This window comes from Pseudoxanthomonas sp. LH2527, assembly GCF_022539275.1.
Classification (GTDB): Bacteria; Pseudomonadota; Gammaproteobacteria; order Xanthomonadales; family Xanthomonadaceae; genus Pseudoxanthomonas_A.
Genome location: NZ_JAKZBW010000010.1, coordinates 48,615 through 74,007, shown reverse-complemented (window position 1 = coordinate 74,007; position 25,393 = coordinate 48,615). Strand labels below are relative to the sequence as shown.

15 protein-coding genes, 5 tRNA genes and 1 pseudogene are annotated in these 25,393 nt (G+C 67.6%); 19 read left to right on the top strand and 2 right to left on the bottom strand.

Annotation, left to right across the window (positions count from 1 at the left end):
* Nucleotides 1-139: 139 nt before the first annotated feature.
* The gene (locus MMG85_RS07765; protein ID WP_241045525.1) at nucleotides 140-1,630 is read right to left on the bottom strand and encodes a hypothetical protein; all 1,491 of its coding nucleotides are present in this window, start codon (nucleotides 1,628-1,630) and stop codon (nucleotides 140-142) included.
* A 580-nt stretch (nucleotides 1,631-2,210) separates the two neighbouring features.
* Between MMG85_RS07765 and MMG85_RS07760 the strand changes: the two genes are divergently transcribed.
* The 15 genes and pseudogenes from MMG85_RS07760 to MMG85_RS07690 all read left to right on the top strand — a co-directional run bounded on the left by MMG85_RS07760 (nucleotide 2,211) and on the right by MMG85_RS07690 (nucleotide 15,193).
* Complete coding sequence (locus MMG85_RS07760) at nucleotides 2,211-3,155, top strand: integron integrase (RefSeq protein ID WP_241045524.1); 945 nt, start codon at nucleotides 2,211-2,213, stop codon at nucleotides 3,153-3,155.
* A gap of 70 nt (nucleotides 3,156-3,225) precedes the next feature.
* Nucleotides 3,226-5,581, top strand: a pseudogene (locus MMG85_RS07755) (DNA internalization-related competence protein ComEC/Rec2); the annotation flags it as partial.
* Nucleotides 5,547-6,212, top strand: coding sequence for a MotA/TolQ/ExbB proton channel family protein (locus MMG85_RS07750; RefSeq protein ID WP_241045523.1), 666 nt, complete (start codon nucleotides 5,547-5,549; stop codon nucleotides 6,210-6,212). The pseudogene MMG85_RS07755 and the gene MMG85_RS07750, both read left to right, overlap by 35 nt.
* Before the next feature lie 9 nt (nucleotides 6,213-6,221).
* A complete protein-coding gene (locus MMG85_RS07745; protein WP_055944201.1) occupies nucleotides 6,222-6,644 on the top strand; it encodes a biopolymer transporter ExbD in 423 nt (140 codons plus the stop codon).
* A gap of 5 nt (nucleotides 6,645-6,649) precedes the next feature.
* Nucleotides 6,650-8,395, top strand: a complete 1,746-nt coding sequence (gene msbA / locus MMG85_RS07740) for a lipid A export permease/ATP-binding protein MsbA (protein WP_241045522.1) — start codon at nucleotides 6,650-6,652, stop codon at nucleotides 8,393-8,395.
* A complete protein-coding gene (gene lpxK, locus MMG85_RS07735) occupies nucleotides 8,392-9,408 on the top strand; it encodes a tetraacyldisaccharide 4'-kinase (protein ID WP_241045521.1) in 1,017 nt (338 codons plus the stop codon). Before msbA ends, lpxK begins: the two co-directional genes overlap by 4 nt.
* 30 nt (nucleotides 9,409-9,438) lie before the next feature.
* On the top strand, nucleotides 9,439-10,200 hold the full coding sequence (kdsB, locus tag MMG85_RS07730; RefSeq protein ID WP_241045520.1) for a 3-deoxy-manno-octulosonate cytidylyltransferase: 762 nt from the start codon (nucleotides 9,439-9,441) through the stop codon (nucleotides 10,198-10,200).
* Nucleotides 10,197-10,661, top strand: a complete 465-nt coding sequence (locus MMG85_RS07725) for a low molecular weight phosphotyrosine protein phosphatase (RefSeq protein WP_241045519.1) — start codon at nucleotides 10,197-10,199, stop codon at nucleotides 10,659-10,661. The genes kdsB and MMG85_RS07725 overlap by 4 nt, the downstream gene beginning before the upstream one ends.
* A gap of 31 nt (nucleotides 10,662-10,692) precedes the next feature.
* Entirely contained in the window at nucleotides 10,693-12,108 is a 1,416-nt protein-coding gene (locus MMG85_RS07720; RefSeq protein ID WP_241045518.1) for a redoxin domain-containing protein, read from the top strand.
* Nucleotides 12,105-13,952, top strand: coding sequence for an excinuclease ABC subunit UvrC (uvrC, locus tag MMG85_RS07715; RefSeq protein ID WP_241045517.1), 1,848 nt, complete (start codon nucleotides 12,105-12,107; stop codon nucleotides 13,950-13,952). The genes MMG85_RS07720 and uvrC overlap by 4 nt, the downstream gene beginning before the upstream one ends.
* A 7-nt stretch (nucleotides 13,953-13,959) precedes the next feature.
* Complete coding sequence (pgsA, locus tag MMG85_RS07710) at nucleotides 13,960-14,607, top strand: CDP-diacylglycerol--glycerol-3-phosphate 3-phosphatidyltransferase (RefSeq protein ID WP_082563371.1); 648 nt, start codon at nucleotides 13,960-13,962, stop codon at nucleotides 14,605-14,607.
* Nucleotides 14,598-14,673: transfer RNA gene (locus MMG85_RS07705), tRNA-Gly, on the top strand. The genes pgsA and MMG85_RS07705 overlap by 10 nt, the downstream gene beginning before the upstream one ends.
* Nucleotides 14,674-14,811: 138 nt before the next feature.
* Nucleotides 14,812-14,885 (top strand) — tRNA-Cys (locus MMG85_RS07700).
* A 31-nt stretch (nucleotides 14,886-14,916) separates the two neighbouring features.
* A tRNA-Gly gene (locus MMG85_RS07695) sits at nucleotides 14,917-14,992 on the top strand.
* Between the two features lie 114 nt (nucleotides 14,993-15,106).
* Nucleotides 15,107-15,193, top strand: a tRNA-Leu gene (locus MMG85_RS07690).
* Between the two features lie 16 nt (nucleotides 15,194-15,209).
* Here MMG85_RS07690 and MMG85_RS07685 read toward each other — a convergent pair.
* Entirely contained in the window at nucleotides 15,210-15,356 is a 147-nt protein-coding gene (locus MMG85_RS07685; RefSeq protein ID WP_241045516.1) for a DUF3149 domain-containing protein, read from the bottom strand.
* Between the two features lie 155 nt (nucleotides 15,357-15,511).
* Between MMG85_RS07685 and MMG85_RS07680 the strand changes: the two genes are divergently transcribed.
* From MMG85_RS07680 to MMG85_RS07665, 4 genes are all read left to right on the top strand, one after another.
* Nucleotides 15,512-17,134 (top strand): FMN-binding glutamate synthase family protein, encoded by a 1,623-nt coding sequence (locus MMG85_RS07680; protein ID WP_241045515.1) that lies wholly within the window; start codon nucleotides 15,512-15,514, stop codon nucleotides 17,132-17,134.
* A 60-nt stretch (nucleotides 17,135-17,194) separates the two neighbouring features.
* Nucleotides 17,195-17,269, top strand: a tRNA-Val gene (locus MMG85_RS07675).
* A 279-nt stretch (nucleotides 17,270-17,548) separates the two neighbouring features.
* The gene (gene gyrA / locus MMG85_RS07670; RefSeq protein WP_241045514.1) at nucleotides 17,549-20,239 is read left to right on the top strand and encodes a DNA gyrase subunit A; all 2,691 of its coding nucleotides are present in this window, start codon (nucleotides 17,549-17,551) and stop codon (nucleotides 20,237-20,239) included.
* Between the two features lie 136 nt (nucleotides 20,240-20,375).
* Nucleotides 20,376-25,271 (top strand): alpha-2-macroglobulin, encoded by a 4,896-nt coding sequence (locus MMG85_RS07665; RefSeq protein WP_241045563.1) that lies wholly within the window; start codon nucleotides 20,376-20,378, stop codon nucleotides 25,269-25,271.
* Nucleotides 25,272-25,393: the final 122 nt, after the last annotated feature.

Sequence of the window (25,393 nt, the reverse complement as noted above, 5' to 3'; positions counted from 1 at the left end):
GGCGATTCGCAGCCTGCAAGCCCTCGGCATCAAGCGGCGAATCGTCTTGGCTGTCTGTCGAGTTCATGGCCAATGTCCTTATGAGACCTAATGCCTGAGTTAAGCCGGACCGCTTTGCGGCCACGACTTGGCCGAATTGTTAGACTTCACCTGCGGGATCATTCTTGGGTTCTTTCATTCCCAGGGCGGCGCGGAACATGGGGTGTACTTGAAAGCTTCCAATCGAATTTAAGTTCAACGTGGAAACTTGATGTGGGCCCACGTAGGAGCTTCCGCTTCGCCTTTGCGCTTTGAGGCCGCCAACTGCTTTTGCCCGCAAAAAACCGATACTCCATAGGAGGTCAATCAAATAGTCGTAACTCTGCTCTCGAACCCAAGAGGCGCCAGAAGATGTCTTAATGTCACCCTCGCAGATTTGCAGGCAGAGATACTCGAGATCAGTTCGATCAAAAAGATAGACCTTTCCGCGGAACACCTCAAAGATGCTTTCCAGTCCGGGCGTCTGAAATCTGTACTCTGAGGCGATGTCTTTATTTCGCGCGGCAGAGTAGTCAAGCTCCACTCTTGAGATGGTGTTGTAATCGATCGGAGCGGCGCCGCCACTTTGAGCGTCGTCGACCGCATCAGAACAGAATTGAATTAGCTCGCGAGGACGGTAGAGCGTCCTGTCTACCAAGTAGTTGAAAGACTTTGCTTTGCGGTAAGCAAGCGTTTCAGCAAAGACCTCATTCCATGCCTCCTGGTCTGTTTTGTGCTTCAGGTATGGAAAGGAATGCCTGATTCTATTCGCTGCGACTGTCAATAAGGATTCCTCGTTCCAGCGAATCGTTTCAATGAGGTCTCGGTACTTTTGAGTGTCGTCGTACAGCGATGGAATGCTGTCGTATAACTCCTGGCGGAGCGAGATATACGTGGTCAAGCCTGGGAACTGTTCATTCAGCCAGATCGACGCTTGAAAAAGACCAGAAACGAATGAGCGAGCATCTTCTGAATTATCCCAGCCCTTGTCTAGCTCATCGATGATGATGATGATCTTCTGCGACTTGAGTAGTTCGCGTAGCGAATCGTAAATTGGCTCCAACTCCTGAAGTTGGTACAGACTTGCTAGTTGCTTGGTCTTTACACTTGCCTCGTAGGTGCCTACTTTTAGTCCCTCAATTCTCTTGAGGTAGGAAATCAAGACTGAAATAGGGTTATCTTGAGAGTCGGCGTGCTTGTCCCGGAGATATTCATATATCTTTGCGGAAGGCCCGGTTTTGATCTTTTTTCCGTTTTTCGAAAGCGCTTGCATCGCTTTAACGAGAATCAAGTATTTCCAAGAGGACGAGAAGGCGCCGTGTTTTGCCCAGGCGCCTTCATTCTCAGCTTTCAAAACTGAGGAAAGCATTTCGTAGGAATATGTTTCTGGATTTAGCTCCAGTACGATTTCACCGCTTGCGCGGGCTCTCTCACCCAGTATTTTGAAAATCGCGCTTTTCCCCGTTCCGCGATTTCCGAGAAGAATCGTTCTCTTCCGATCTGCAATTCTTTTAAAGGCCTCAGACTCGAAGAAGTACTCGACAAGACCGACATTGATGTCGCGCTCCGCAGCGGGCGCCCCGAAGTGCATGCTTTTAAGGTCAACTGCCATGATTTCCCCTGTGGGCTCTAACGCCAGAATTAAGTCGACGCGCGAAGCGGGTTCGGTTTGAATGACTTGTTGTGCGCGCCAAGGTAAACCCGAAGCCAGCGACCCGCAACGTAACCCTTAGACCGCGGGCACGGACGAACAGTCCGCACGCTCGGAACAGGTCGAGGCCAGCAAAGACCGAAGCCGACAGCGCCGCAAATCCGAAAGTCATGAAGCCATCCCTATGCCGAGCGGCGAGTACGTCATGCGTCCGAAGCCGAGTGAAGCGAAGCGGGGAGCTGTCCTCTGTCAGGTTGCGTCAGCGTCCGATCAACGTCTAAGACAACGACACAGCGGAAATCGCCGAATCACCGAAGCCGACAACACCAACATCTACCCACGCATAACGCGAAGTATTCAGGCTTGCCCGGGATGCGTCAATCGGGATTTTCTTATGTGAGAACAATGCCTTGCCTGATGGCTCGCGCTCATCCCTCATGCGAGGTTGTCGGCATTATTCGCATGGAACGCGGTGGCCATGGATTATCAGCCGGAGGGCGGGGCGGTATCGGGTGGGGATGCGGGGGTAGAGGAAGGAAGCTTGCTGGAGGCCGTGGTTCGCAAGTTGCGGGTCGGTCGCTACAGCTTGCGGACCGAGCGGGCGTATCTGGGGTGGATTCGCCGGTTCATCCTGGTCAACGGGAAACGTCATCCGCGTGAGTTGGGTGCTGCGCAGGTCGAGGCGTTCCTGACCGGGCTGGCGGTGGAAGGCAAGGTTGCGGCCAGTACGCAGAACCAGGCGTTGTCGGCGCTGCTGTTCCTCTATCGCGAAGTGCTGGGCCTGAAGCTGGCGTGGATGGATGACGTGGTGCGTGCCAAGCGGCCACTGCGCGTGCCGACCGTGCTGTCGCAAACCGAAGTGCGCACCCTGCTGGCCCACATGGACGGCCGCATGGCGTTGCTGGCGCGGCTGCTCTACGGCACCGGCATGCGCTTGATGGAAGGCGTGCGCCTGCGGGTGAAGGACGTGGACTTCGGCCGCAACGAGATCACGGTGCGCGAAGGCAAGGGCGGCAAGGATAGGCGGACGGTGTTGCCTGCATCGCTGGTGCCGGCACTGCAGGCGGAAGTGGAGCGCGTGCATGTACTGCACCGCCAGGATCTGGCGCGCGGCGCCGGCGAGGTGTGGCTGCCGCATGCGCTGTCGCGCAAATATCCCTCAGCGGCGCGCGAGCTGGGATGGCAGTACGTGTTTCCCGCGCGCAACATCAGCCTGGACCCACGCGACGGACGATGGCGGCGTCATCACCTGGACGAAGCGATGCTGTCGCGGGCGCTGAAGCGCGCCCAGGGCGAGGCGGGCATCGTCAAGCCGGTGACCGCGCATACGCTGCGCCATTCGTTCGCCACCCATCTGATCGAGAGTGGCTACGACATCCGTACCGTGCAGGAACTGCTGGGGCACAAGGATGTCGCCACCACGCAGATCTATACGCACGTCCTGAACCGCGGCGCGGGCGCCGTGCTCAGTCCGCTGGATCGCTGACGTGGACCCGGTGCAGCAGAACGTGCTGGCGCCATTGGGGCTGGCGTGCGTGGCGGCCCTGCTGTTCGGCATGGTCGCCATGCTGTGGCAACCGGCGTTGCCGGCAGCGATCGTGCTGTGGCTGCTGCTGACGGCCGGGATGGCGGGGTGGTGGGTCTCGTCCCGCTGGCGCTGGATGGGGGCGTTGCTCGCGGGGGCGGCATGGGCAGGACTGCATGCCAGCTGGAGCATGGGCGCGCAGTTGCCGGTGCCGTGGGAAGGGCGCGAGGTCGTGGTCAGCGGGCAGGTGGTGGGCTTGCCGGAGCCGCAGGCGCGGCGGACGCGGTTCCTGTTCCGTGTCGATGATGCGGCGGAACAGCCGGCGCCCTTGCGGGGACGCTTGCTGCGGCTGGCGTGGTACGACGATTTCGGCGCCACCGAGCCCGGGCCGCGCGTGCAGGTGGGCGCGGGCGAACGCCGGCAGTTCCAGATCCGCGTGCGGGCGCCGCGTGGCCTGGCCAATCCCGGTGGCGTGCCGAGCGAACGCTACGCGGCGGCGCAGCGGATCAGTGCCACCGGCTATGTGCGCGACGCGACGCGTGCGAGCCGGCTGTCGGCGGGGCAGGGCGTGGATGCGTGGCGCAGTCGCATGGCGGCGCGGATCGCGCAGGAGGTGCCGGATCGTCATGCACGCTTCGTGCAGGCGTTGGCGCTGGGCGACACGCGCGGTCTCGACGACGCGGACTGGCAGGTGCTGCGCGCAACGGGGCTGACGCATCTGATCGCGATTTCCGGGTTCCACGTCGGCATGGTGGCCGGCGCGTGCGCGCTGGTGGCCGCCGCACTCTGGTGGCTGTTCCCGGCGCTCGCCCGCCGCGTGCCGCGTCCGCAGGCGGCGGGCGCGGCGGCCTTGCTAGGCGCGGTGGCGTATGCGGCGGTGGCGGGATTCGCGCTGCCGACCGTGCGCACCGTGCTGATGATCGCGGTGGTGGTGGTGGCGCGCCTGTCGCGACGCCATGTCCGGGTCGTGGATACGTTGGCGCTGGCGGTGCTGGCCGTGCTGGTGTTCGATCCGCTGTCGCTGCTGGCCGCCGGCTTCTGGCTGAGCTTTGGCGGCGTGGCCTGGCTGGCGTGGTGCCTGCCGGCTTCGCTGCATTGGGCGAAGGCGTTCCTGCCGGCGCAGGCCGTCGCCACCGTCGGGTTGCTGCCTTTCACCGCGGTGCTGTTCGGGCAGGCCTCGCTGGCCGGTCCGGTGGCGAACCTGCTCGCGATCCCGTGGTGGAGCCTGGTGATCGTGCCGCTGTCGTTGCTGGGTACCGGGCTGGAAGCGCTCCATGTCGGCGCCGGGGCATGGGCGTGGCGGGCGGCGGCGGCCTGCTTCGCACCGAGCTGGCAGCTGTTCGAGCGCGTCGCGGCGCACCCGTACGCGCTGTGGTGGCTGCCGGAGAGCCCGGCGTGGGCATTGTGGCTGGCGCTGGCGGGTGGCTTCTGGCTGCTGCTGCCGCGCGGCGTGCCCGGCAAGTCGCTGGCCTTGCTGCTCTGGCTGCCGCTGCTGTGGCCCGACCGCGAACGACCCCGCGCCGGCGAAGTGGAACTGGTGGTGATCGACGTGGGGCAGGGGCTGTCCGCGCTGGTGCGCACGGCGAACCATGCGCTGCTGTTCGATGCAGGACCGGCGGTGGAGGAGGGCTTCGATGCCGGCGAGCGTGCCGTGGTGCCGGCGCTGCGCGCACTCGGCGTGCCCCGCCTCGACGCGCTGGTGGTCAGCCATGGCGACAACGACCACGCCGGCGGCGTCGAGGCGGTGCGCGACGGCCTGCCGGTGCGCACCGTACTGGCGCCGCCCGGCAGTCCGGTGGACGCGCACGCGGCCTGCATCACCGGCGCCACCTGGACATGGGACGACGTTCGCTTCCGTTTCCTGCATCCCGGCCTGTACTTCCCCTACCTGGGCAACGAGGCCAGTTGCGTGTTGAAGGTGGAGACCGTCCACGGTGGCCTGCTGTTGCCGGGGGACATCGGCGCCATCGTCGAGCGCGGGCTGGTCCATCGCGATGCGGCCGCCCTGCGGGCCGATGTGGTCGTGCTGCCGCACCACGGCAGTGCCGGGTCTTCCGATCCTGCGTTCGTGGCGGCGACCTCGCCGCGGCTGGTGCTGAACGCCAGCGGCGCCGGCAACCGCTTCGGCCATCCGCGCGCCGAGGTGGTGGCGCGCTGGCGCAGGCAGGGTGCCGAGGTCCTGGACACCCAGTCCGGCGGCGCGCTGCGCGTGTGGCTGGGCGCCGAGGGCCTGCAGGTGCGTGAGCGGCGTCACGACCGGGCGCACTGGTGGGACGCCGTGCGGCGCCAGCGGGCCGGTGGGCTATCCTATCGGCTGGAAGACGAACGGCCCGATGCGCCGGAGGACTGAACGTGCTGGAACTGGTGAAGGCCGGCGGTTGGCCGATGATCCCGCTGCTGCTGCTCGGCGTGCTGGCCCTGGCCATCGTGGTGGAACGGTTCTGGTCGTTGCGGCGCAAGGAGATCCTGCCGCCCGGACTGGGCGAGGAAGTCCGCGCCTGGGCCGGCCGCGGCCAACTGGAGCCGGCCCACATCGAATCCCTGCGCCGCAACTCGCCCCTGGGCGAAGTGCTGGCGGCGGCGCTGGACGTGCGCAACAAGCCGCGCGACCAGATCCGCGAGCGCATCGAGGACACCGGGCGCCACGTGGTGCACCGCATGGAGAAGTTCCTCAATGCGCTGGGCAGCATCGCCTCGGCCGGTCCGCTGCTGGGCCTGCTGGGCACCGTGGTCGGCATGATCCAGATGTTCCTCGGCATCCAGGACAGCGGCCTCGGCGACGTCAATGCGCTGGCGGGCGGCATCGGCAAGGCGCTGGTGTGCGCGGCGGCCGGCATGATCGTGGCGATCCCGGCGCTGCTGTTCCACCGCTATTTCCGCGGCCGGGTCACCGGCTACGTGATGGAGATGGAGAAGGAAGCCACGGCGCTGGTCGACGCGCTGGAAGCCCGCCATCCGCGTCCTGCCGCACGCCCCGCCGGTACGGTCGCGCCGGTCGCGGCGCCGACCAGCGCCTGAGGCCGGCGCATGCGCATCCGCGACGACCGTTCCCAGGAAGAACCCGAGATCAACCTGGTGCCGTTGATCGACGTGATCCTGGTGCTGATCATCTTCTTCGTCATCACCACCACCTTCGACACCCGCTCGATGCTGCAGCTGCAGCTGCCCAGCGCGACCGGCGAACCGGTCGCCGCGCAGGTCAAGGCGCTCAGCGTGCTGGTCAACGCCGACGGGCGTTACTTCGTCGACGAACAGGAAGTGCTGCGCCCGGACATCGACGCCCTGAAGCAGACCCTGCAGCAGGTCGCCGGCAGCGACCGCAGCCGGCCGGTGCTGCTGCGCGCCGATGCCCGCACGCCGCATCAGGCGGTAGTGACCGCGCTGGATGCGCTGGGCCAGCTGGGCTTCCGCAAGATCAACATCGCCACCGCGCCGGAGGCGCAGAAGTGAGCGGAATGGAATCGCCGTGGCAGGTCTACAAGCGGCTGATGGGTTTCGCGCGACCCTACCGTGGACTGCTGGTGCTGGCCGCCCTGGGCATGCTGATCGAAGCGGCGGCAGGCGGCGCCTTCAGCAAGCTGATGGAGCCGGTGGTCAACGAGACCTTCATCGATCGCGACAAGTCCAAGAGCCTGCTGCTGCCGCTGGCGATCGTCGGGCTGTTCGTGATCCGCGGCATTGCCGGCTACGTCACCGACATGGGCATGGGCAAGGCGGCGCGCAGCATCGCCCGCGACGTCCGGGTCAACGTGCTGGGCAAGTACCTGCGGCTGCCGGGACTGCGCTTCGACACCGAGCCGGTGCCGGCGATGCTGGTGCGGCTGGGCTCCGATGCCGACCAGATGGCGCAGGCCGCCGTCGATGCGATGAAGGTGATGCTGCAGCAGGTGCTGCAGATCATCGCCGCGCTGGTGGTGATGTTCTGGACCAGCTGGCAGGTCACGCTGGCGATCCTGATCATGGCGCCGCCGCTGGCGTGGATCATGGACAAGGTGGCCAAGCGCTACCGCCGCATCAGCCATCGCATCCAGGAAAGCGGCGCCGAGATGATGCAGGCCGCCGACCAGACGCTGTCCAACCAGCAGGAAGTGAAGGTCTACGGCGCCCAGGGCAGCGAGCTTGCACGCTATGAAAGCCTGGCCAACGCCAACTTGAAGCTGGCGATGAAGGTCGAAGCCACGCGCAGCGTGTCCTCGGCAATGGTGCAGCTGATGGGCGCCATCGGCCTGGCGCTGCTGCTGTTCTTCGCCGGCCGAGAAGCGATGGCGGGACGGCTGACGGCGGGCGGCTTCGTCACGCTGATGATCTCGATGATGGCGATCATCCCGGCGCTCAAGCAGCTGACCAACGTGCAGAACATGCTGCAGCGGGGCGTCGCCTCGGCGCAGCGCCTGTTCTCGGTGCTGGACGCCGACGACGAGAAGGACACCGGCACGCGTCCGCTCGATCGTGCGCGCGGCCTGCTGGAGTTCCGCGACATCACCACCCGCTATCCCGGCCAGAGCCGGCCCGCGCTGGAAGGCATCAGCTTCACCGCGCGGCCGGGGACCGTCACCGCGATCGTCGGCCGCTCCGGCAGCGGCAAGTCGACGCTGATCAAGCTGATCCCGCGCTTCTACGAATACGAATCCGGCCAGATCCTGCTGGACGGCCATCCGCTGCAGGACTACCGCCTGGCCGACCTGCGCCGGCAGGTCGCACTGGTGGGCCAGCAGGTGATGCTGTTCGACGGCACGGTTGCCGCCAACGTGGCCTACGGTGAACTGCAGGGCGCCGAAGCGGTGGCGATGGAAGAGGCCGTGCGTGGCGCCAACGCCATGGAATTCGTGAACGAAATGCCGGATGGCCTGCAGGCGCCGATCGGCAACAAGGGTGGTCGCCTGTCCGGTGGCCAGCGCCAGCGCCTGGCGATCGCACGCGCGATGCTGAAGGACGCGCCGATCCTGATCCTCGACGAAGCGACCGCCGCGCTCGACAACGAATCCGAACGGCTGGTGCAGAACGCGCTGCAGAAGCTGATGCCCGACCGCACCACGCTGGTCATCGCGCATCGCCTGTCCACCATCGAGCACGCCGACCAGGTGCTGGTGCTGGACCAGGGGCGCCTGGTCGAGCAGGGCACGCATGCCGAGTTGCTCGCGCGCGGCGGACTGTATGCCCACCTGTACCAGATGCAGTTCCGCGAGGGCGAGGCCGGGTGAGCAAGCGCGCGATGCCGCAGCCTCCCGAGTACTGGTTCGGCGAGGGCGCCGTGCCGTGGTGGGCGCGCGCGCTGTCCGGCGTGTACGGCGCGCTGGTAGCGCTGCGACGGCGCCTGTATCGCGTCGGCCTGCTGCGCGCGCACCGCGTGGGCGTGCCGGTCATCGTGGTGGGCAACATCACCGCCGGCGGCACCGGCAAGACACCGCTGACCATCGCGCTGATGGAGCGGCTGCGCGCGGCCGGCTTCAAGCCGGGTGTGGCCAGCCGCGGTTACGGCCGCCGCGACGGAGGCCAGGCGCGCTGGGTGGATGCGGCCACGCCGCCCGCCGATGGCGGCGACGAACCCGTGCTGATCGCGCGCCAGACCGGTACCCGCGTGCGCGTGGACCGCGACCGCGTCGCCGCGGCGAAAGCGCTGGTAGCGGCCGGCTGCGACGTGGTCATCTGCGACGACGGCCTGCAGCACTACCGCCTGCAGCGCGACGTGGAAATCGAAGTGATCGACGGCGCGCGCCGCTACGGCAACGGCCGCCTGATGCCGGCCGGCCCGCTGCGCGAACCGGCGGCGCGCGCGGCCGACTGTGCGTTCCGCGTGGTCAACCTGCCCGATACCGAGGCGGCGGCCGCGTTCGGCGAATGGCCCATGCAGCTGCAGGCCGACGACGCGCTGCCGTTGCGCGGCGGCCGGCCGAAACCGCTGTCGGCATTCGCGGGCCAGCGCGTGCATGCGGTCGCCGGCATCGGCAACCCCGGCCGCTTCTTCGCCATGCTGCGCGCCAAGGGGCTGGGTGTGGTGCCGCATGCGTTCGCCGACCACCACGCTTACCAGGCCGACGATTTCGCGTTCGGCAGCGAACTGCCGGTGCTGATGACCGAGAAGGACGCGGTGAAGTGCGTCGCCTTCGCCAATGCCTGGTTCTACAGCGTGCCGGTTGCGGCCAAGCTGCCCGAGGCGTTCTGGATCGCCTTGCTGGAGAAGCTCGGACCCGTTGCGGGCGCCGGTGCGAAGTAGCGCATTCCCTTCCTGGAGTTCCGGATCCCGATGACCGATTTCATAGTCGCCATTCCCGCCCGCTACGCCGCTTCGCGCCTGCCCGGCAAGCCGCTGCGCCTGCTCGGCGGCACCCCGCTGGTGGTGCACGTGGCGCGCCGCGCCCTCGCTGCCGGTGCGCGCGAGGTGTGGGTCGCCACCGACGATGCGCGCATCCGCGATGCCTTGCAGGGCACCGGGGTGCAGGTGGCGATGACCTCCGAACGGCACGCCTCCGGCAGCGACCGTCTGGCCGAATGCGCCGACATCGCCGGCTGGGCCGATGACACGCTGGTGGTGAACCTGCAGGGCGATGAACCGTTCGCGCCGCCGGCCGGCATCCGTGCCGTCGCCGAAACACTGGCGGCCAGTGGCGCGGCCATGGCGACGCTGGCGGTGCCGGTGGACGACGCGGCTACGCTGTTCGATCCGAACGCGGTCAAGCTGGTGCGGGCGGCCAACGGCGATGCGCTGTATTTCAGTCGTGCGCCCATCCCGTGGCACCGCGATGCGTTCGCGCAGTCGCGCGACGTGCTGCCGCCGGGGCAGTGGCTGCGGCATATCGGCATCTATGCGTATCGCGCCGGGTTCCTGCGCCGGTTTTCCGCGCTGCCGCCGGGCGTGCTGGAGCAGGTCGAATCGCTGGAACAGCTGCGGGTGCTGGAAGCCGGCCATCGCATCGCCGTGGCGCTGACGCCGGAACCCTTCCCGCCGGGCGTCGACACGCCGGAAGACCTGGCCCGCGCCGAGGCGATCCTGCAGGCGCAGGCATGAAGCTGCTGGTCGTCTGCCTGGGCAACATCTGCCGCTCGCCGATGGCGGAGGGTGCGCTGCGGGCGCGGCTGGCGTCGTCGCCGCTGGCCGGGCGCGTGCAGGTCGACTCCGCGGGCACCGGCGGCTGGCATGCCGGCGAGCCGCCGGACCGGCGCGCCATCGCCTGCGCCCGGGGCCACGGCGTCGACATCGGCGGGCAGCGTGCGCGGCAACTGTCGGTGGACGATTTCGAGGCGTTCGACTGGATCCTGTGCGCCGACCGCGCCAATGTGCGCGATGTCCTGCGCATCGCACCGGCGGTCCGTCGCGATCGGGTGGCGCTGCTGCTGGACTGGGCGGGCGTCGAGGCCGAGGGCGAAATTCCCGACCCGTATACCGGCGGGCCGGAGGATTTCCGGCAGGTCTGGCGACTGGTCGATTCGGCCGCACAGGCGGTCGTGGCGCGGCTCGCCGCTGGTTGAGACTGGGGCATAATCAGGGAGGATGACGGACATGACCTTGGCACCCGAACTGCCGCGTGGCCTGCAATGGCTCAACGCACCCGCCACCACGTTGCACGAGCAGCGGGGGCGCATCGTTGCGCTGGCCTTCGTCAACAGCGCCTCGGCTTGGTGCGCGCAGCGGATCAACGACCTGGCGGTGCTGCAGGCCCGCTACGTGGGCCGGCTGCAGGCGCTGGTCATCCACGTGCCGCGTTTCGACAGCGAGCGCGATCCGCAGGCCGCGCTGAAGCGCTTGCGCCGCCACGGACTGTCGCTGCCGCTGGCGCACGACGCGGACTGGGTGGCCTGGCAGCGTTTCGGGGTGACGTCGTGGCCGACGGTGTTGCTGATCGACGGCGAAGGCAACGTGCAGCACCGTGCCGTCGGCGCCGAAGGGCTGGCGGATCTCGAGCGGCAGATCGCCCGCCTGTGCGACGGCCTGCATGAACCCCCGGACGACGACCTGCGTGCCTTCCGCGAAGCCTATCCCGAGCCACGCCTGCCGCTGTGCTTTCCGACCGGGCTGGTGGCCACGCCCGACCGCCTGTTCGTGGCCGACAGCGGCCATCATCGCGTGCTGGAGTGCAACCACCACGGGCGGGTGATCCGGCAGTTCGGCATGGGTACGCCCGACTTCGCCGACGGTGAACTGAACCACGCCGCGTTCCGCCGGCCGCAGGGCCTGGCGCTGGTGCGGGAGTCGCTCTACGTGGCGGACACCGGCAACCATGCCCTGCGACGCGTCAACCTGCCGACCAGCACGGTCGACACCCTGTGCGGCAACGGTCGTGCGGGCGAGCCGACCGAGGGCGTGGTCACCGCGCCGCGCGACGTGGCGCTCAACCAGCCGCAGGCGCTGGTGGTCAACAACAACCAGATCTTCCTGGCGATGGCCGGCGACAACCGGGTGTGGAGCTACGACCTGGGCACCCGTGAGATCCGTGCGCGTGCCGGCTCGGGCCAGCTCGACGTGCGCGATGGCAGCGGACCGATGGCCGCTTTCGCGCAGCCGGCCAGCCTGGCCACCACGCTGCAGATCCTGTACGTCTGCGACGCGGTCGGTTCGGCGGTGCGTTCGCTGCAGGTGCGCGGCGACACCGTGCAGACACTGGTCGGGCAGGGCACCTGGAGTTTCGGTGACGACGACGGTCCGCGCGACCGCGCCCGGCTGCAGCATCCGCAGGCGGTGGCGATGAGTCCTGATTCGCCCGTCATGTGGATCGCCGACAGCGGCAATGGCACTCTGCGCACGCTGCGCCTGGGCGGTGGCGAACTGACCACCGTCGCGTTGCCGCGCAAGCTGCACGGCCCGGCGGGGCTGTCGGTGGCCGCGGGCGCGGTGTGGATCGCCGAGACCGATGCCCACGCGGTGCTGCGTTACGATATCGCCACCGGCGAACTGAGCCACGTTCCGATCGACGAATGAGCGGCAGTCCCCAGGCGGAATTCGACGGCAAGGCCTTCGCGGCCGGGCTGAGCACCGCGCCAGGCGTGTACCGCATGTACGCCGCCGACGACGCCCTGCTGTACGTCGGCAAGGCCGGCGCCCTGCGCAAGCGCGTGGCCAGCTACTTCAACAGCTCGCCGAAGTCGCCGCGCATCCTGTCGATGCTCTCGCAGGTCGCGCGGATGGACGTGACCGTCACCCGCACCGAAGCCGAAGCGCTGCTGCTGGAAAACCAGCTGATCAAGTCGCTCACGCCGCGCTACAACGTGCTGCTGCGCGACGACAAGAGTTACCCCTACGTACTGCTGACGCGCGAGGAGTGGCCGCGCATCGCCTTCCACCGCGGCGCGCGGGCGACGCCGGGGCGCTACTTCGGTCCCTATCCCAGCGTCATCGCGGTGCGCGAAACGCTGAACCTGATGCAGAAGCTGTTCCGCATCCGCAACTGCGAGGACAGCGTGTTCCGCAACCGGTCGCGGCCGTGCCTGCAATACCAGATCGGCCGTTGCAGCGGTCCCTGCGTGGGCCTGGTGGCCGACGCCGACTACGCCGAATCCGTGCGCCAGGCGACGCTGTTCCTCGACGGGCGCAGCGATGAACTGACGCGCGAACTCGGCACGGCGATGGAGCAGGCCGCCGCGAACCTGGAGTTCGAGCAGGCCGCACGGCTGCGCGACCTGGTGGCGTCGATCCGTACCTTGCAGGCGCGCCAGTACGTGGACGGCCATGCGGCTGACCTGGACGTGCTGGCCTGCGCGATGCAGGGCAGCCAGGCCTGCGTGCTGCTGCTCGCCTTCCGCGACGGCCGCAACCTGGGCACGCGCACCTTCTTCCCCAGGACCAACGGCGAGGATTCGGCGGAGGAAGTGCTCGGTGCCTTCGTGTCGCAGTACTACGCCGAACAGCCGGCGCCGCAGGAGATCGTGCTGGATCGCGAGATTCCCGAGGCCGAACTGATCGAGCACGCCCTGACTGCCGCCGCCGGGCGCAAGGTGCAGCTGAAGTGGAGTGTCCGCAGCGAGCGTGCGGGCTATCTCGATCTGGCCCGGCGCAACGCCGAGATCGCGCTGGTCACCGAGCTGGGCAGCCGCAACGCGCAGACCGCGCGCAGCGAAGCGCTGAAGGAACTGCTGGGCCTGCCCGAGGTGGCCAAGCGCATCGAGTGCTTCGACATCAGCCATACGATGGGCGAGGCCACCGTCGCGTCCTGCGTGGTGTTCGACGCCAATGGCGCCGTGCGTTCGCAGTACCGCCGCTACAACATCACCGGGATCACCCCGGGCGACGACTTCGCCGCCATGCACCAGGCCATCGAGCGGCGGTTCCGGCGCGCGGTGGAGGAGGGCGGCGTGCTGCCCGACGTGCTGCTGATCGACGGCGGCGCCGGCCAGCTGGCGCAGACGCAGACCGCGCTGGCGGACCTGGGCGTGGATGGCGTGACGCTGGTCGGCGTGGCCAAGGGCGCCGAGCGCCGGGCCGGGCACGAGGCCCTGGTGCTCCCCGATGGCCGCGAACTGCGGCCGGGCGCGGCGTCGCCGGCGCTGCAACTCATCCAGCAGGTGCGCGACGAGGCGCACCGGTTCGCCATCACCGGCCATCGCGGCAAGCGGCAGAAGGCGCGCATGACCAGCAAGCTGGAAGACATCCCCGGCATCGGTCCGCGCCGGCGCGCAAGCCTGCTCAAGCACTTCGGTGGACTGGCCGGCCTGAAGGCCGCCGGGGCCGACGAGATCGCCCGCGTCGAGGGCGTGAACGCCGCACTGGCCGAGCGAATCTACGCTAACCTGCACGGACTGCCGTCCCCCGCGGCAGGAAACGAGTAAGCCTGCGATGACGTTGACCGTTCCCACCTGGCTCACGCTGCTGCGGATCGTGCTGATCCCGGTGCTGGTGCTGGTGTTCTACCTGCCGTATTCGTGGACCAATTTCGCGGCGGCCTTCATCTTCGTGCTGGCGGCGGTCACCGACTGGCTGGACGGCTGGATCGCGCGTCGCTACCACCTGTATTCCGCGTTCGGTGCGTTCCTCGATCCGGTGGCCGACAAGCTGATGGTGGCGGTGTCGCTGTTCCTGATCGTGCAGGACAATCCCACCATGTGGATGGCGATTTGGGCGGCGGTCATCGTGGGGCGCGAGATCGCGGTGTCGGCGTTGCGCGAGTGGATGGCGGAACTGGGCCAGCGCGCCACGGTGAAGGTCGCCTCGCTGGGCAAGATCAAGACCATCGTGCAGATGGTGGCGCTGTCCTGCCTGCTGTACGCCTCCACACCGGGGAAACAGTCGTTGGCCGACATCTGGATGGGGCGCTGGGTGTTCGTGCTGGGCGACTGGCTGCTGGCCATCGCGGCGCTGCTGACGTTGTGGTCCGGCATCCAGTACCTGCTCGCGGCGTGGCCGATCCTGCGCGATGGTGAAAAGAAGCCTGTTGACATGCCGGAACAAGACGCTACAATTTCGTCTCTCTCGACGCGGGAATAGCTCAGTTGGTAGAGCACGACCTTGCCAAGGTCGGGGTCGAGGGTTCGAGTCCCTTTTCCCGCTCCAGATTTTCGTCCTGAGAGGGACGGTCCACCAAACCCCGTTCGCGGGGTTTTGTGTTGTAGGGCGCCTTGAAAACGCGTTCCGATTGCGCCAGTCTGGCGCGGTGGCCACCCGGGTGGTGGCACGTGTCCGTACAGTTTTGGCCTCGTGGCAGAGTGGTTATGCACCGGATTGCAAATCCGTTTACAGCGGTTCGATTCCGCTCGAGGCCTCCAGAGTAAGACCGGCGATGCGTGCATCGCCTTTGCGGGAATAGCTCAGTTGGTAGAGCACGACCTTGCCAAGGTCGGGGTCGAGGGTTCGAGTCCCTTTTCCCGCTCCATACACGCTCCTGGTGGAGCACGCACGAAGCCCCGCTTGCGGGGCTTCGTCGTTCCGGGAGGGTGCGCATGCCGCCGCTTTCCAATGCGCCGGGACTGAGGCAGGCTATCCCCGGGCCCGGATGGCGAAACTGGTAGACGCATCGGACTTAAAATCCGCCGGCCGCAAGGCCATGCCGGTTCGATTCCGGCTCCGGGCACCACGGCCGCGTTGTCGCCTCAACGCTTCGGCTTCTTCTCTTCCTCGCGCACCTTGCGGCGGACGAACAGCGCCACGAAGGCGCCGATCCCCACCATGACGATGCTGCCACCGATGGCCAGCCAGCCCACCGGCTCCATCAGGATCTCGCGCAGGATCGGATGCATGTCGCTTGTCTCCCCGGTTGTGGTGCGTCAACGTCGCATCGCGCGCGCTGGCGGGCATTGATCCGGATCAACCCTGTGCCGTGGTGCCGTCGGGTGTGCGGCATCCCGTCGCAGGGCATGGCATAGAATCATCGCTCGCCCACGGGAGACTGCCGATGCAGCGTTACCTCGCCTATGCCGGCAGCATCGCGCTGGCGCTTGCTTCGTTGTGGCTGGCATGGACGTGGCCGGCGGCGTGGTGGGGGGTGGCCGCGTTCGGCGCGCTGGCGCTGCTCGGTACCTGGGATGTCCTGCAGACGCGCAGCACGCTGCGCCGCAACTATCCCGTGCTGGCGCACTTCCGCTACGGCCTGGAATCGGTCGGTCCCGAGATCCGCCAGTACTTCATCGAAGGCGATACGGCGGAGGTGCCGTTCTCGCGGCAGCAGCGGGCGCTGGTCTACCAGCGGGCGAAGGGCGTCAGCGACGTGGTGCCGTTCGGCAGCCAGCAGGACGTCTACGGCGTGGACTACGAGTGGATCAACCATTCGATGGCGCCGGCGCACGTCGACTCGCACGATTTCCGCGTGGTGATCGGTGCCGGCACGGCGCAGCCGTATTCGGCCAGTGTGTTCAACATCTCGGCGATGAGCTTCGGCTCGCTGTCGGCCAATGCCGTGCGTGCACTCAACGAAGGCGCGCGACGCGGCAACTTCTACCACGACACCGGCGAAGGCTCGATCTCGGCCTATCACCGCGAAAAGGGCGGCGACCTGGTGTGGGAGATCGGCTCGGGCTACTTCGGTTGCCGCGACGAACAGGGCCGCTTCAGCGAGGAGCGTTTCGTCCAGAATGCGCAGTCGCCGCAGGTGAAGATGATCGAACTGAAGCTGTCGCAGGGCGCCAAGCCCGGTCACGGCGGCGTGCTGCCGGCGGCGAAGGTCAGTGCTGAGATTTCGGCCACCCGCGGTGTGCCGATGGGGCACGACTGCGTCTCGCCGGCGAAGCACTCGGCGTTCTCCACGCCGGTGGAGCTGCTGCAGTTCGTGGCACGCCTGCGCGAGCTGTCGGGCGGCAAGCCGACCGGCTTCAAGCTGGCGATCGGGCACCCCTGGGAATGGTTCGGCATCGCCAAGGCCATGCACGAAACCGGGCTGCTGCCGGACTTCATCGTGGTGGACGGTGCCGAGGGCGGCACGGGCGCGGCCCCGGCCGAATTCATCGACCACGTGGGCGTGCCGATGCACGAGGCGCTGCTGCTGGTCCACAACACGCTGGTCGGGCTGAACCTGCGCGACCGCATCCGGATCGGCGCGGCCGGCCGGATCATCAGCGGCTTCGATATCGCCCGCACCATGGCGATGGGCGCCGACTGGTGCAATGCCGCGCGTGGCTTCATGTTCGCCCTGGGCTGCATCCAGGCGCAGAGCTGCCACAACGACCGCTGCCCGACCGGCGTGGCCACCCAGGACCCGAAGCGCTGGAAGCACCTGGACGTGGCCGACAAGTCGGTGCGCGTGCAGCAGTTCCACGACAACACGCTCAAGGCGCTGCGCGACATGCTGTGCGCGGCGGGGCTGGAGCATCCGCAGCAGCTGGGGCCGGAGCACATCCTGCGGCGCGTCTCGCCAATCGAGGTGCGTTCGCTGGCCGCGCTCTACAAGTTCCTGGAACCCGGTGAACTGCTGGATGGGTTGCCCAGCCATGCGGTGTTCCGCGACTTCTGGCCGGATGCGCGCAGCGACTGTTTCGCGCCGCCGCGGCGGGTCAGTTCGCTGTGCGACACCAAGGACCGTTGACGGGCGGATGCGTTGACCAGGCCCCCGGTCCGCGCTTATCATTCGCGCCCCGATGATTTCGGGCGGTTAGCTCAGCGGTAGAGCACTGCTTTCACACGGCAGGGGTCACAAGTTCGAAACTTGTACCGCCCACCAGTTCCAGCGAAAAGCCCGGCCTTGGCCGGGCTTTTTCGTGTCTGTCCGGCAGGCGTGTGCGCAGACGTCACGCGCGGCCGCGCGGCGCGGCCGATGCGTGACCTTAAGTGCTTGTTTCGCGAGGTGAAACGGCCCGTCGGGTAGGGTGTCTGTGGTACACTCGGCGCGCTGCAGAACCCGCCGGAATCCCCGCCCGATCCTGCCCCGCCGGACTTGTCCCGGCCAGGCGAGCTTTGGCCCGGATCCAGGCCCGAAACACTCTGAGAACACGGAACCCGAATGGCCGATACCGCCAAGGAAATCATCCCCGTCAACCTTGAAGACGAGATGCGTCGCAGCTATCTCGATTACGCGATGAGCGTGATCGTGGGGCGCGCGCTTCCGGATGTCCGCGACGGCCTGAAGCCTGTCCACCGGCGCGTCCTGTTCGCGATGAACGAACTGGGCAACCACGCCAACAAGCCGCACGTGAAGTCCGCCCGCATCGTCGGTGACGTGATCGGTAAATACCACCCGCACGGCGACCAGTCGGTGTACGACACGCTGGTGCGCATGGCGCAGCCGTTCTCGCTGCGCTACATGCTGGTCGACGGCCAGGGCAACTTCGGTTCGGTCGACGGCGATTCCGCCGCCGCCATGCGTTACACCGAAGCGCGCATGGCCCGTCTCACCCACGAGCTGCTGGCCGACATCGACAAGGAAACCGTCGACTTCCAGCCCAACTACGACGAGAAGGAACAGGAGCCGACGGTCCTGCCGACGCGCTTCCCGAACCTGCTGGTCAACGGTTCGGCCGGCATCGCGGTGGGCATGGCCACCAACATCCCGCCGCACAACCTGTCGGAAGTGGTCAACGGCCTGATCGCGCTGATCGACAATCCGGAACTGGATGTCGACGGCCTGATGCAGTACATCCCCGGCCCGGATTTCCCCACCGGCGGCATCATCAACGGCACCGCCGGCATCATCGCCGGCTACCGCACCGGCCGTGGCCGCGTGCGCATGCGCGCCAAGGCCGACATCGAGGTCAACGACGACAACGGCCGCGAGTCGATCATCGTCACCGAGATCCCGTACCAGGTGAACAAGGCGCGGCTGATCGAGAAGATCGCCGAGCTGGTGAAGGAAAAGAAGCTCGAGGGCATCAGCGAGCTGCGCGACGAGTCCGACAAGGACGGCATGCGCATCTACATCGAGGTCAAGCGCGGCGAATCGGCCGAGGTCGTCCTCAACAACCTGTACCTGCAGACGCCGATGGAATCGGTGTTCGGCATCAACATGGTGGCGCTGGTCGATGGCCGTCCGCAGCTGCTCAACCTGAAGCAGATGCTGGAAGCCTTCGTGCGCCACCGCCGCGAAGTGGTGACCCGCCGGACCATCTTCGAACTGCGCAAGGCGCGCAACCGCGCCCACATCCTGGAAGGCCTGACGGTCGCGCTCGCCAACATCGACGAGATGATCGAGCTGATCAAGACCTCGGCCAATCCGCAGGAAGCGCGCGAGCGCATGCTGGCCAAGACCTGGGAGCCGGGCCTGGTCGGTTCGCTGCTCGCCGCCGCGGGCGCCGAGGCCTCGCGTCCGGAAGACCTGCCTGCCGCGATCGGTTTCGTCGACGGCCGCTACCAGCTGAGCGAGGCGCAGGCCACGCAGATCCTGGAAATGCGCCTGCACCGCCTGACCGGCCTGGAGCAGGAAAAGCTGACCGAGGAATACCGCCAGCTGCTGGAAACCATCGCCGGCCTGATCCGCATCCTCGAGAACCCGGACGTGCTGCTGCAGGTGATCCGCGACGAGCTGCTGAACGTCAAGGCCGAGTTCGGCGACGAGCGCCGCAGCGAGATCCGCCACAGCGAGGAAGACCTCGACATCCTCGACCTGATCGCGCCGGAAGACATGGTGGTCACGCTGTCGCACGCCGGTTACGCGAAGCGCCAGCCCGCCAGCGCCTACCGCGCGCAGAAGCGTGGCGGCCGCGGCCGCAGTGCGGCGTCCACGAAGGAAGAGGATTTCATCGACCAGCTGTGGCTGGTCAACACGCACGACACGCTGCTGACGTTCACCAGCAGCGGCAAGGTGTTCTGGCTGCCGGTGTACCAGCTGCCGGAGGCCGGTTCCAACGCGCGCGGCCGCCCGATCATCAACTGGATCCCGCTGGAGCCCGGCGAGAAGGTGCAGGCCGTGGTGCCGGTGCGCGCCTATGAGGAAGGCCGCTACGTCTTCTTCGCCACGAGGAACGGCACGGTCAAGAAGACGCCGCTCACCGAGTTCGCGTTCAAGCTGGCGCGCGGCAAGATCGCGATCAACCTGGACGAGGGCGATGCCCTGGTCGGCGTGGCGCTGACCGATGGCGAGCGCGACATCATGCTGTTCGCCTCCAACGGCCGTGCCGTGCGCTTCTCCGAAGCGCTGGTGCGCGCCATGGGCCGTACCGCCACCGGCGTGCGCGGCATGCGCCTGGTCGAGGGCGCGGATGCGGACGCCGAGGGCGACCATGACGAAGGCGAGATGGCGGACGGCGAGAGCGCGGCACCGATCGTGGAGTCGGGCTCGGAAGTGGTCAGCCTGGTGGTCGTCGACGGCGATGGCGACATCCTGACCGCCAGCGAGCGCGGCTATGGCAAGCGCACCCCGGTGGCCGACTATCCGCGCAAGGGCCGTGGCACCCGCGGCGTCATCGCGCTGAAGACCACCGAGCGCAATGGTCGCCTGGTGGGGGCGATCCAGCTGTCCGACCACCACGAGGTGCTGCTGATCTCCGACGGCGGCACGCTGGTGCGCACCCGCGCGGCGGAAATCTCGCAGGTCGGCCGCAACACCCAGGGCGTGACCCTGATCCGGCTCTCCGAGGGCGAGACGCTGCAGGCGGTGGAACGCCTGGACGCATCGCTGGACGACGAAGAGGGCATCGAGGGCGTGCCCGGCGTGGTCGCCGCGACGCCCGAAGCGACCGACACGCCGCCGGAGGCCTGATCGCCGATTGACCGAAGGCGTGCGGGAATGACCCCGCCGCCTTCATCGCTGCGTTCTATACTGCCGGTACGACCACGGCAGGGAATGGCAGATGGGATCGGTAGACGGGAACAGCAACAACGCGCGCAGCCGCTGGATGCGCGCGTTTTTTATTGGCCTGCTCGCAGCGGCGGCACTGGCCGGCTGCAAGCGCAACGAGTCCGGGCAACTGCCCGAGGCCAGCGGCGAGCCGATCAAGGCACAGGCCGCCACGGTGGACGGCTTCGCGCTGGTCGGTGCCTATCCCGACCAGCATGACGGCGACCTCGCCATCGCGCTGGAATTCAGCCGCCCCCTGGTCAGTTCGCAGGACTTCGACGCGTTGCTGGTGGTGAAGGACGCCAACGGCGCTGCGGTGAAAGGCAGTTGGGTACTGGACGACAAGGGCCTGGTGCTGCGCTTCCCGTCGGTGGAAGCGGCCAAGGACTACGAGGTCACGCTGAAGGCCGGCCTGTCCGCCGCCGACGGCACGCGCCTGGGCAAGGACGACACGCGCAAGGTGCACACCGGCGAACTCGATCCGGCCGTGGGCTTCGCCTCGCAGGGCAGCGTGCTGCCGGCGCGCGAGAGCCGCGGCCTGCCGGTGGTGTCGATCAACGTGCCGGAAGTGGACGTGGAGTTCCTGCGCGTCACCGAGAAGCAGTTGCCCAAGTTCTTTGCCGAGTACCAGCGTGGCGGCCGCCGCGGCAGCTGGGACCTGGACAGCGACTACGGCGACAGCACGCCGCTGGGCAAGCTGGCCGAACCCGTCTACCTCAACCGCTTCGTGCTGGGCGGCAAGCCCAACGAGCGCGTGCTGACCTACCTGCCGATCCAGGACATCCGCGAGCTGCAGGACCCGGGCCTGTACTTCGCGGTGATGAAGCGCACCGGCAAGTTCGCCGGCGAGTTCGAGACCGCCTTCTTCACGGTCAGCGACATCGGCCTGCACACGCGCGCGTACAAGGACAAGCTGTTCGTCCACACCGCCTCGCTGCAGGACGGATCGGCCACCGGCGGCGTCGAGCTGAAGGTGCTGGACGCCCGCGGCGAAGCCATCCTGGCTGGCAAGACCGACGGCAATGGCAATGCGTTGCTGAACTACACGCTGGACGCCGCCCATGTGCTGGTCGCCACGCGCGGCAAGGACGTGTCGATGCTGCCGTTCAACCAGCCGGCGCTCGATCTGTCCGAGTTCGCCGTGGCGGGTCGCGAGCAGGCGTGGTTCGACGTGTTCGCGTGGTCGGGGCGCGACCTGTACCGCCCGGGCGAGACCGTGCGCATCTCCGCGCTGCTGCGCGACAACGACGGCAAGCCGGTGCCGGCCCCCAAGCAGGGCGGCGGCCAACCCGTCTTCCTGCGCCTGAAGCAGCCCGACGGCAAGGTCTTCCGCGAGACGCGCCTGCAGCCGGGTGCGCAGGGTTATTTCAGCTTCGAGCAGGCGATCCCGGTGGAAGCGCCGACGGGACGCTGGCAGGTGGAGTTCCGTACCGACCCGGCCAGCAAGGAGGCGGTGCAGGGCATGACGCTGCGCATCGAGGAGTTCCTGCCCGAGCGCATGAAGCTGGACCTGGACGCGGCGCCGGTGCTCAAGCCGGGCCAGCCGCTGAAGCTCAAGGCGACCGCCGCCTACCTGTACGGCGCGCCGGCCAGCGGCAACCGCTTCACCGCCAAGCTGGCGGTGGCGGTGGAACAGCATCCGCTGGAGCAGTTGCCCGGCTATTTCTTCGGCGATCCGACCATGGAACTGCCCAAGGAAGCCAAGGACGTCGTCGACACCACGCTGGCCGAGAACGGCGTGCTGGAGCAGGACATCGCGCTGCCGGCCGAAGCCAAGCCGCGCAGCCCGATCGCCGCCATCGTGTCCGGCAGCGTCTACGAGACCGGTGGGCGCACGGTCAACCGCACGCTCAAGCGCGTGCTGTGGCCGGCCGATGCACTGGTCGGCATCCGCCCCCTGTTCGACGACAAGGACGGTGCTGACGCCAACGCCAACGCCGGCTTCGAGGTGGTGCGCATGGACGCCGCCGGCAAGCCGCAGCCGGGCAAGGGGCTGAAGGCCACGCTGGTGCGCGAGCTGCGCGACTACCACTGGAACCATTCCGACGACGGCGGTTGGGATTACGACTTCACCCGCCGCTTCGAGAACAAGGAGACGCGCACGCTGGACGTCGGCACCGGCGCGTCGAAGATCGACTTCCCGGTGGAGTGGGGCGAGTACCGGCTGGACGTGTTCGATCCCGCCACCGGCCTGACCACGCGCTATCCGTTCCGCGCCGGATGGAGCTGGGACGACCAGAACCGTGGCCTCGACGCGCGCCCGGACAAGGTCAAGCTGGCGCTGGACCGGACCGGCTACAAGGCCGGCGACACGCTGAAGGTCACGGTCACGCCGCCGCATGCCGGCAAGGGCCTGTTGATGGTCGAGAGCGACCGCATGCTGTACGTGCAGGCGATCGACGCCAAGCCGGGCAGCACGTTCTCCATCCCGGTGACCAAGGACTGGGAACGGCACGACGTCTACGTCACCGCGCTGGTGTTCCGCGGCGGCTCGGCGCCCAGCAAGATCACGCCGGCGCGTGCCGTCGGCGTGGCGCACGTGCCGATGGACCGTCGCGACCGCCGCGTGGCGGTCGGCCTGTCGGTGCCGAAGCAGATGCGTCCCGAGCAGAACCTGCCGGTCACCGTCAGCGTGCCGGAACTGGCCGGGCAGGTGGCGCACGTCACCGTGTCCGCGGTGGACGTGGGCATCCTCAACATCACCCGCTTCCCGGTGCCCGATGCGAACACGCAGTTCTTCGCGCAGCGCCGGCTGGGCGTGGATGCCTACGACATCTACGGCCGCGTGATCGAGAGCTTCGAAGGCGGCAGCGCGCGGATGCGCTTCGGTGGCGACATGGCGCTGGCGGCCCTGCCGCAGGCCAAGCGGCCGACGTCGCGCGTGCAGACGGTGGACCTCTTCTCCGGCGCGGTGAAACTCGACGGCAAGGGCAATGCGCGCGTCGCGCTCAAGGTGCCGGACTTCAACGGCACGCTGCGCGTCTCGGCGCTGGTCTATTCGGATACGCGCTACGGCAACCGCGACCGCGAGACCGTGGTGCGCGCGCCGATCGTGGCCGAAGCCAGCCTGCCGCGCGTGCTGGCGCCGGGCGACAGGAGCACGGTGACGCTGGACGTGCAGAACTTCACCGGCAAGGCCGGCGCGTTCAAGGTGCTGGTGAACGGCGAAGGTCCGTTGAACATCGCCGAAGGCAGCAAGGCCGCCGACCTGGCGGTCGATGCCAAGCGCACGCTGACGTTCCCGATCACCGCGGGCGAGGGCTACACCACCGCGCAGGTGCGCGTGCGCGTGGAAGGCAACGGCTTCAAGGTCGACCGCCGCTACGACGTACCGGTGCGTGCGGGCTGGCCGGCAGTGCTGCGTTCGCGCACGCAGGTGCTGGACAGCCTAGTGCCAGTGGAGATGGGTGCGGGCTTCGCCGATGGACTGATGCCGGGCTCGGCGACCGCCCGCATGACGGTCAGTGCGCTGCCGCCGATTCCGTTCGCCAGTGCCTTGAAGGGCGCGCTGGAGTATCCGTACGGCTGCGCCGAGCAGACCACCAGCAAGGGCTATGCCGCGCTGGAACTCGACGATGCCACGGCCAGGCTGCTGGGCATCGACGGACTGGAAGCGAAGAAGCGTCGCGAACGCATGGAGGGCGCGTTCGGACGGCTGGCGTCGATGCAGGTGGCCAACGGCCACTTCTCGATGTGGGGCAACGATGACTACGTCAATCCCGGCCTGACGCCGTACATCGCCGAGTTCCTGCTGGATGCGCGCGAAGGCGGCTTCGCCGTGCCGGACGCCGTGCTGCAGAAGGCGCTGACCCGTCTCAACGAGGACCTGCTGGCCGGCGGCGCGCAGTTCTACGGCTACGACCGGCGTGACCACCTCAAGTTCGCCAACCAGGCCTACGCCGGCTACGTGCTCGCACGCGTCAACCGCGCGCCGCTGGGCACGTTGCGCGCGCTGTACGACAACGAGCGCGGCAAGACGCTCACCGGCCTGCCGCTGGTGCACCTGGGCATCGCGCTGACATTGCAGGGCGACAAGAACCGCGGTGCGAAGGCGATCGCCGAGGGCTTCGCCAAGACCGGTGACCGTCCGGAGTATCTGGGCGACTACGGCACCCGGCTGCGCGACGATGCGCTGATGATCGCGCTGGTGCACGAGCGCAAGCTCGCCAAGCCGGAGTACGACCGCCGCGCGATCTCGCTGGGTCGCGAACTGGATGCGCGCCGCAACAGTGGCTGGATGTGGCTCAGCACGCAGGAGCAGGTGGCGCTGGCGCGGCTGGGCAAGGCGCTGATGGTGGACCAGAAGAAGCTGGTGTCCGGGCAGTGGAGCATCGGCGGCGATGCGGAAACCGTGGCACCGGTGCGCCTGTTCGGCCGCAGCATCGACTACGCGACGCTGGCCCGTGGCGCGCGCTTCACGCCGGAGGGCTCGCCGCCGCTGTACGCCTCGCTGGATGTGGCGGGTATCCCACGCAGCGCGCCGGCACCGGACGATCGCCAGATCGGCATCGAGCGCCGCTACTACACCACGGACGGAAAGGAGTGGAAGGGTGGCACGCTGAAGGAAGGCGAGGCGCTGATCGTGCGCGTGGGCATTACCGCCAATGTCGCGATGCCGGATGCGCTGTTCACCGACCTGCTGCCGGCAGGGCTGGAGATCGAGAACTTCAACCTCGGCGACGCCAAGCAGTGGGCTGAGGTGGTGGTCGATGGCATCTCGATCAGCGACCGCGGCGGCGCGGCGGACGTCAAGCACGAGGAGTTCCGCGACGACCGCTATGTCGCGGCGCTGAAACTCGAACGCGGCAGCACCGCCAAGGTGTTCTACCTGGTGCGCGCGGTCACGCCCGGCACGTACAGCGTGCCGCCATCGCTGGTGGAGGACATGTACCGTCCCGACATCCGGGGTGTCGGCAGGGCGTCGCCGGCGACGATCACGGTGGTGCAGCCATAACACCCAGGACCGATGCCGTCATCCCGGCGCATGCCGGGATCCATCTCGATCTTCAGGCAGACACGGCCCCTGACTCAGCAGATCAAAAACAGGATGGATGATCCGCCATGCGGCGGCTGAGT

Bases quoted from the DNA above. Each gene is read 5' to 3' on its own strand.
- pgsA (WP_082563371.1), top strand. From the start codon at position 13,960: ATGACGTTGACCGTTCCCACCTGGCTCACGCTGCTGCGGATCGTGCTG.
- msbA (WP_241045522.1), top strand. From the start codon at position 6,650: ATGGAATCGCCGTGGCAGGTCTACAAGCGGCTGATGGGTTTCGCGCGA.
- MMG85_RS07665 (WP_241045563.1), top strand. From the start codon at position 20,376: ATGCGCGCGTTTTTTATTGGCCTGCTCGCAGCGGCGGCACTGGCCGGC.
- MMG85_RS07725 (WP_241045519.1), top strand. From the start codon at position 10,197: ATGAAGCTGCTGGTCGTCTGCCTGGGCAACATCTGCCGCTCGCCGATG.
- MMG85_RS07765 (WP_241045525.1), bottom strand. From the start codon at position 1,630: ATGGCAGTTGACCTTAAAAGCATGCACTTCGGGGCGCCCGCTGCGGAG.
- gyrA (WP_241045514.1), top strand. From the start codon at position 17,549: ATGGCCGATACCGCCAAGGAAATCATCCCCGTCAACCTTGAAGACGAG.
- MMG85_RS07720 (WP_241045518.1), top strand. From the start codon at position 10,693: ATGACCTTGGCACCCGAACTGCCGCGTGGCCTGCAATGGCTCAACGCA.
- kdsB (WP_241045520.1), top strand. From the start codon at position 9,439: ATGACCGATTTCATAGTCGCCATTCCCGCCCGCTACGCCGCTTCGCGC.
- MMG85_RS07680 (WP_241045515.1), top strand. From the start codon at position 15,512: ATGCAGCGTTACCTCGCCTATGCCGGCAGCATCGCGCTGGCGCTTGCT.
- MMG85_RS07685 (WP_241045516.1), bottom strand. From the start codon at position 15,356: ATGCATCCGATCCTGCGCGAGATCCTGATGGAGCCGGTGGGCTGGCTG.
- uvrC (WP_241045517.1), top strand. From the start codon at position 12,105: ATGAGCGGCAGTCCCCAGGCGGAATTCGACGGCAAGGCCTTCGCGGCC.
- MMG85_RS07745 (WP_055944201.1), top strand. From the start codon at position 6,222: ATGCGCATCCGCGACGACCGTTCCCAGGAAGAACCCGAGATCAACCTG.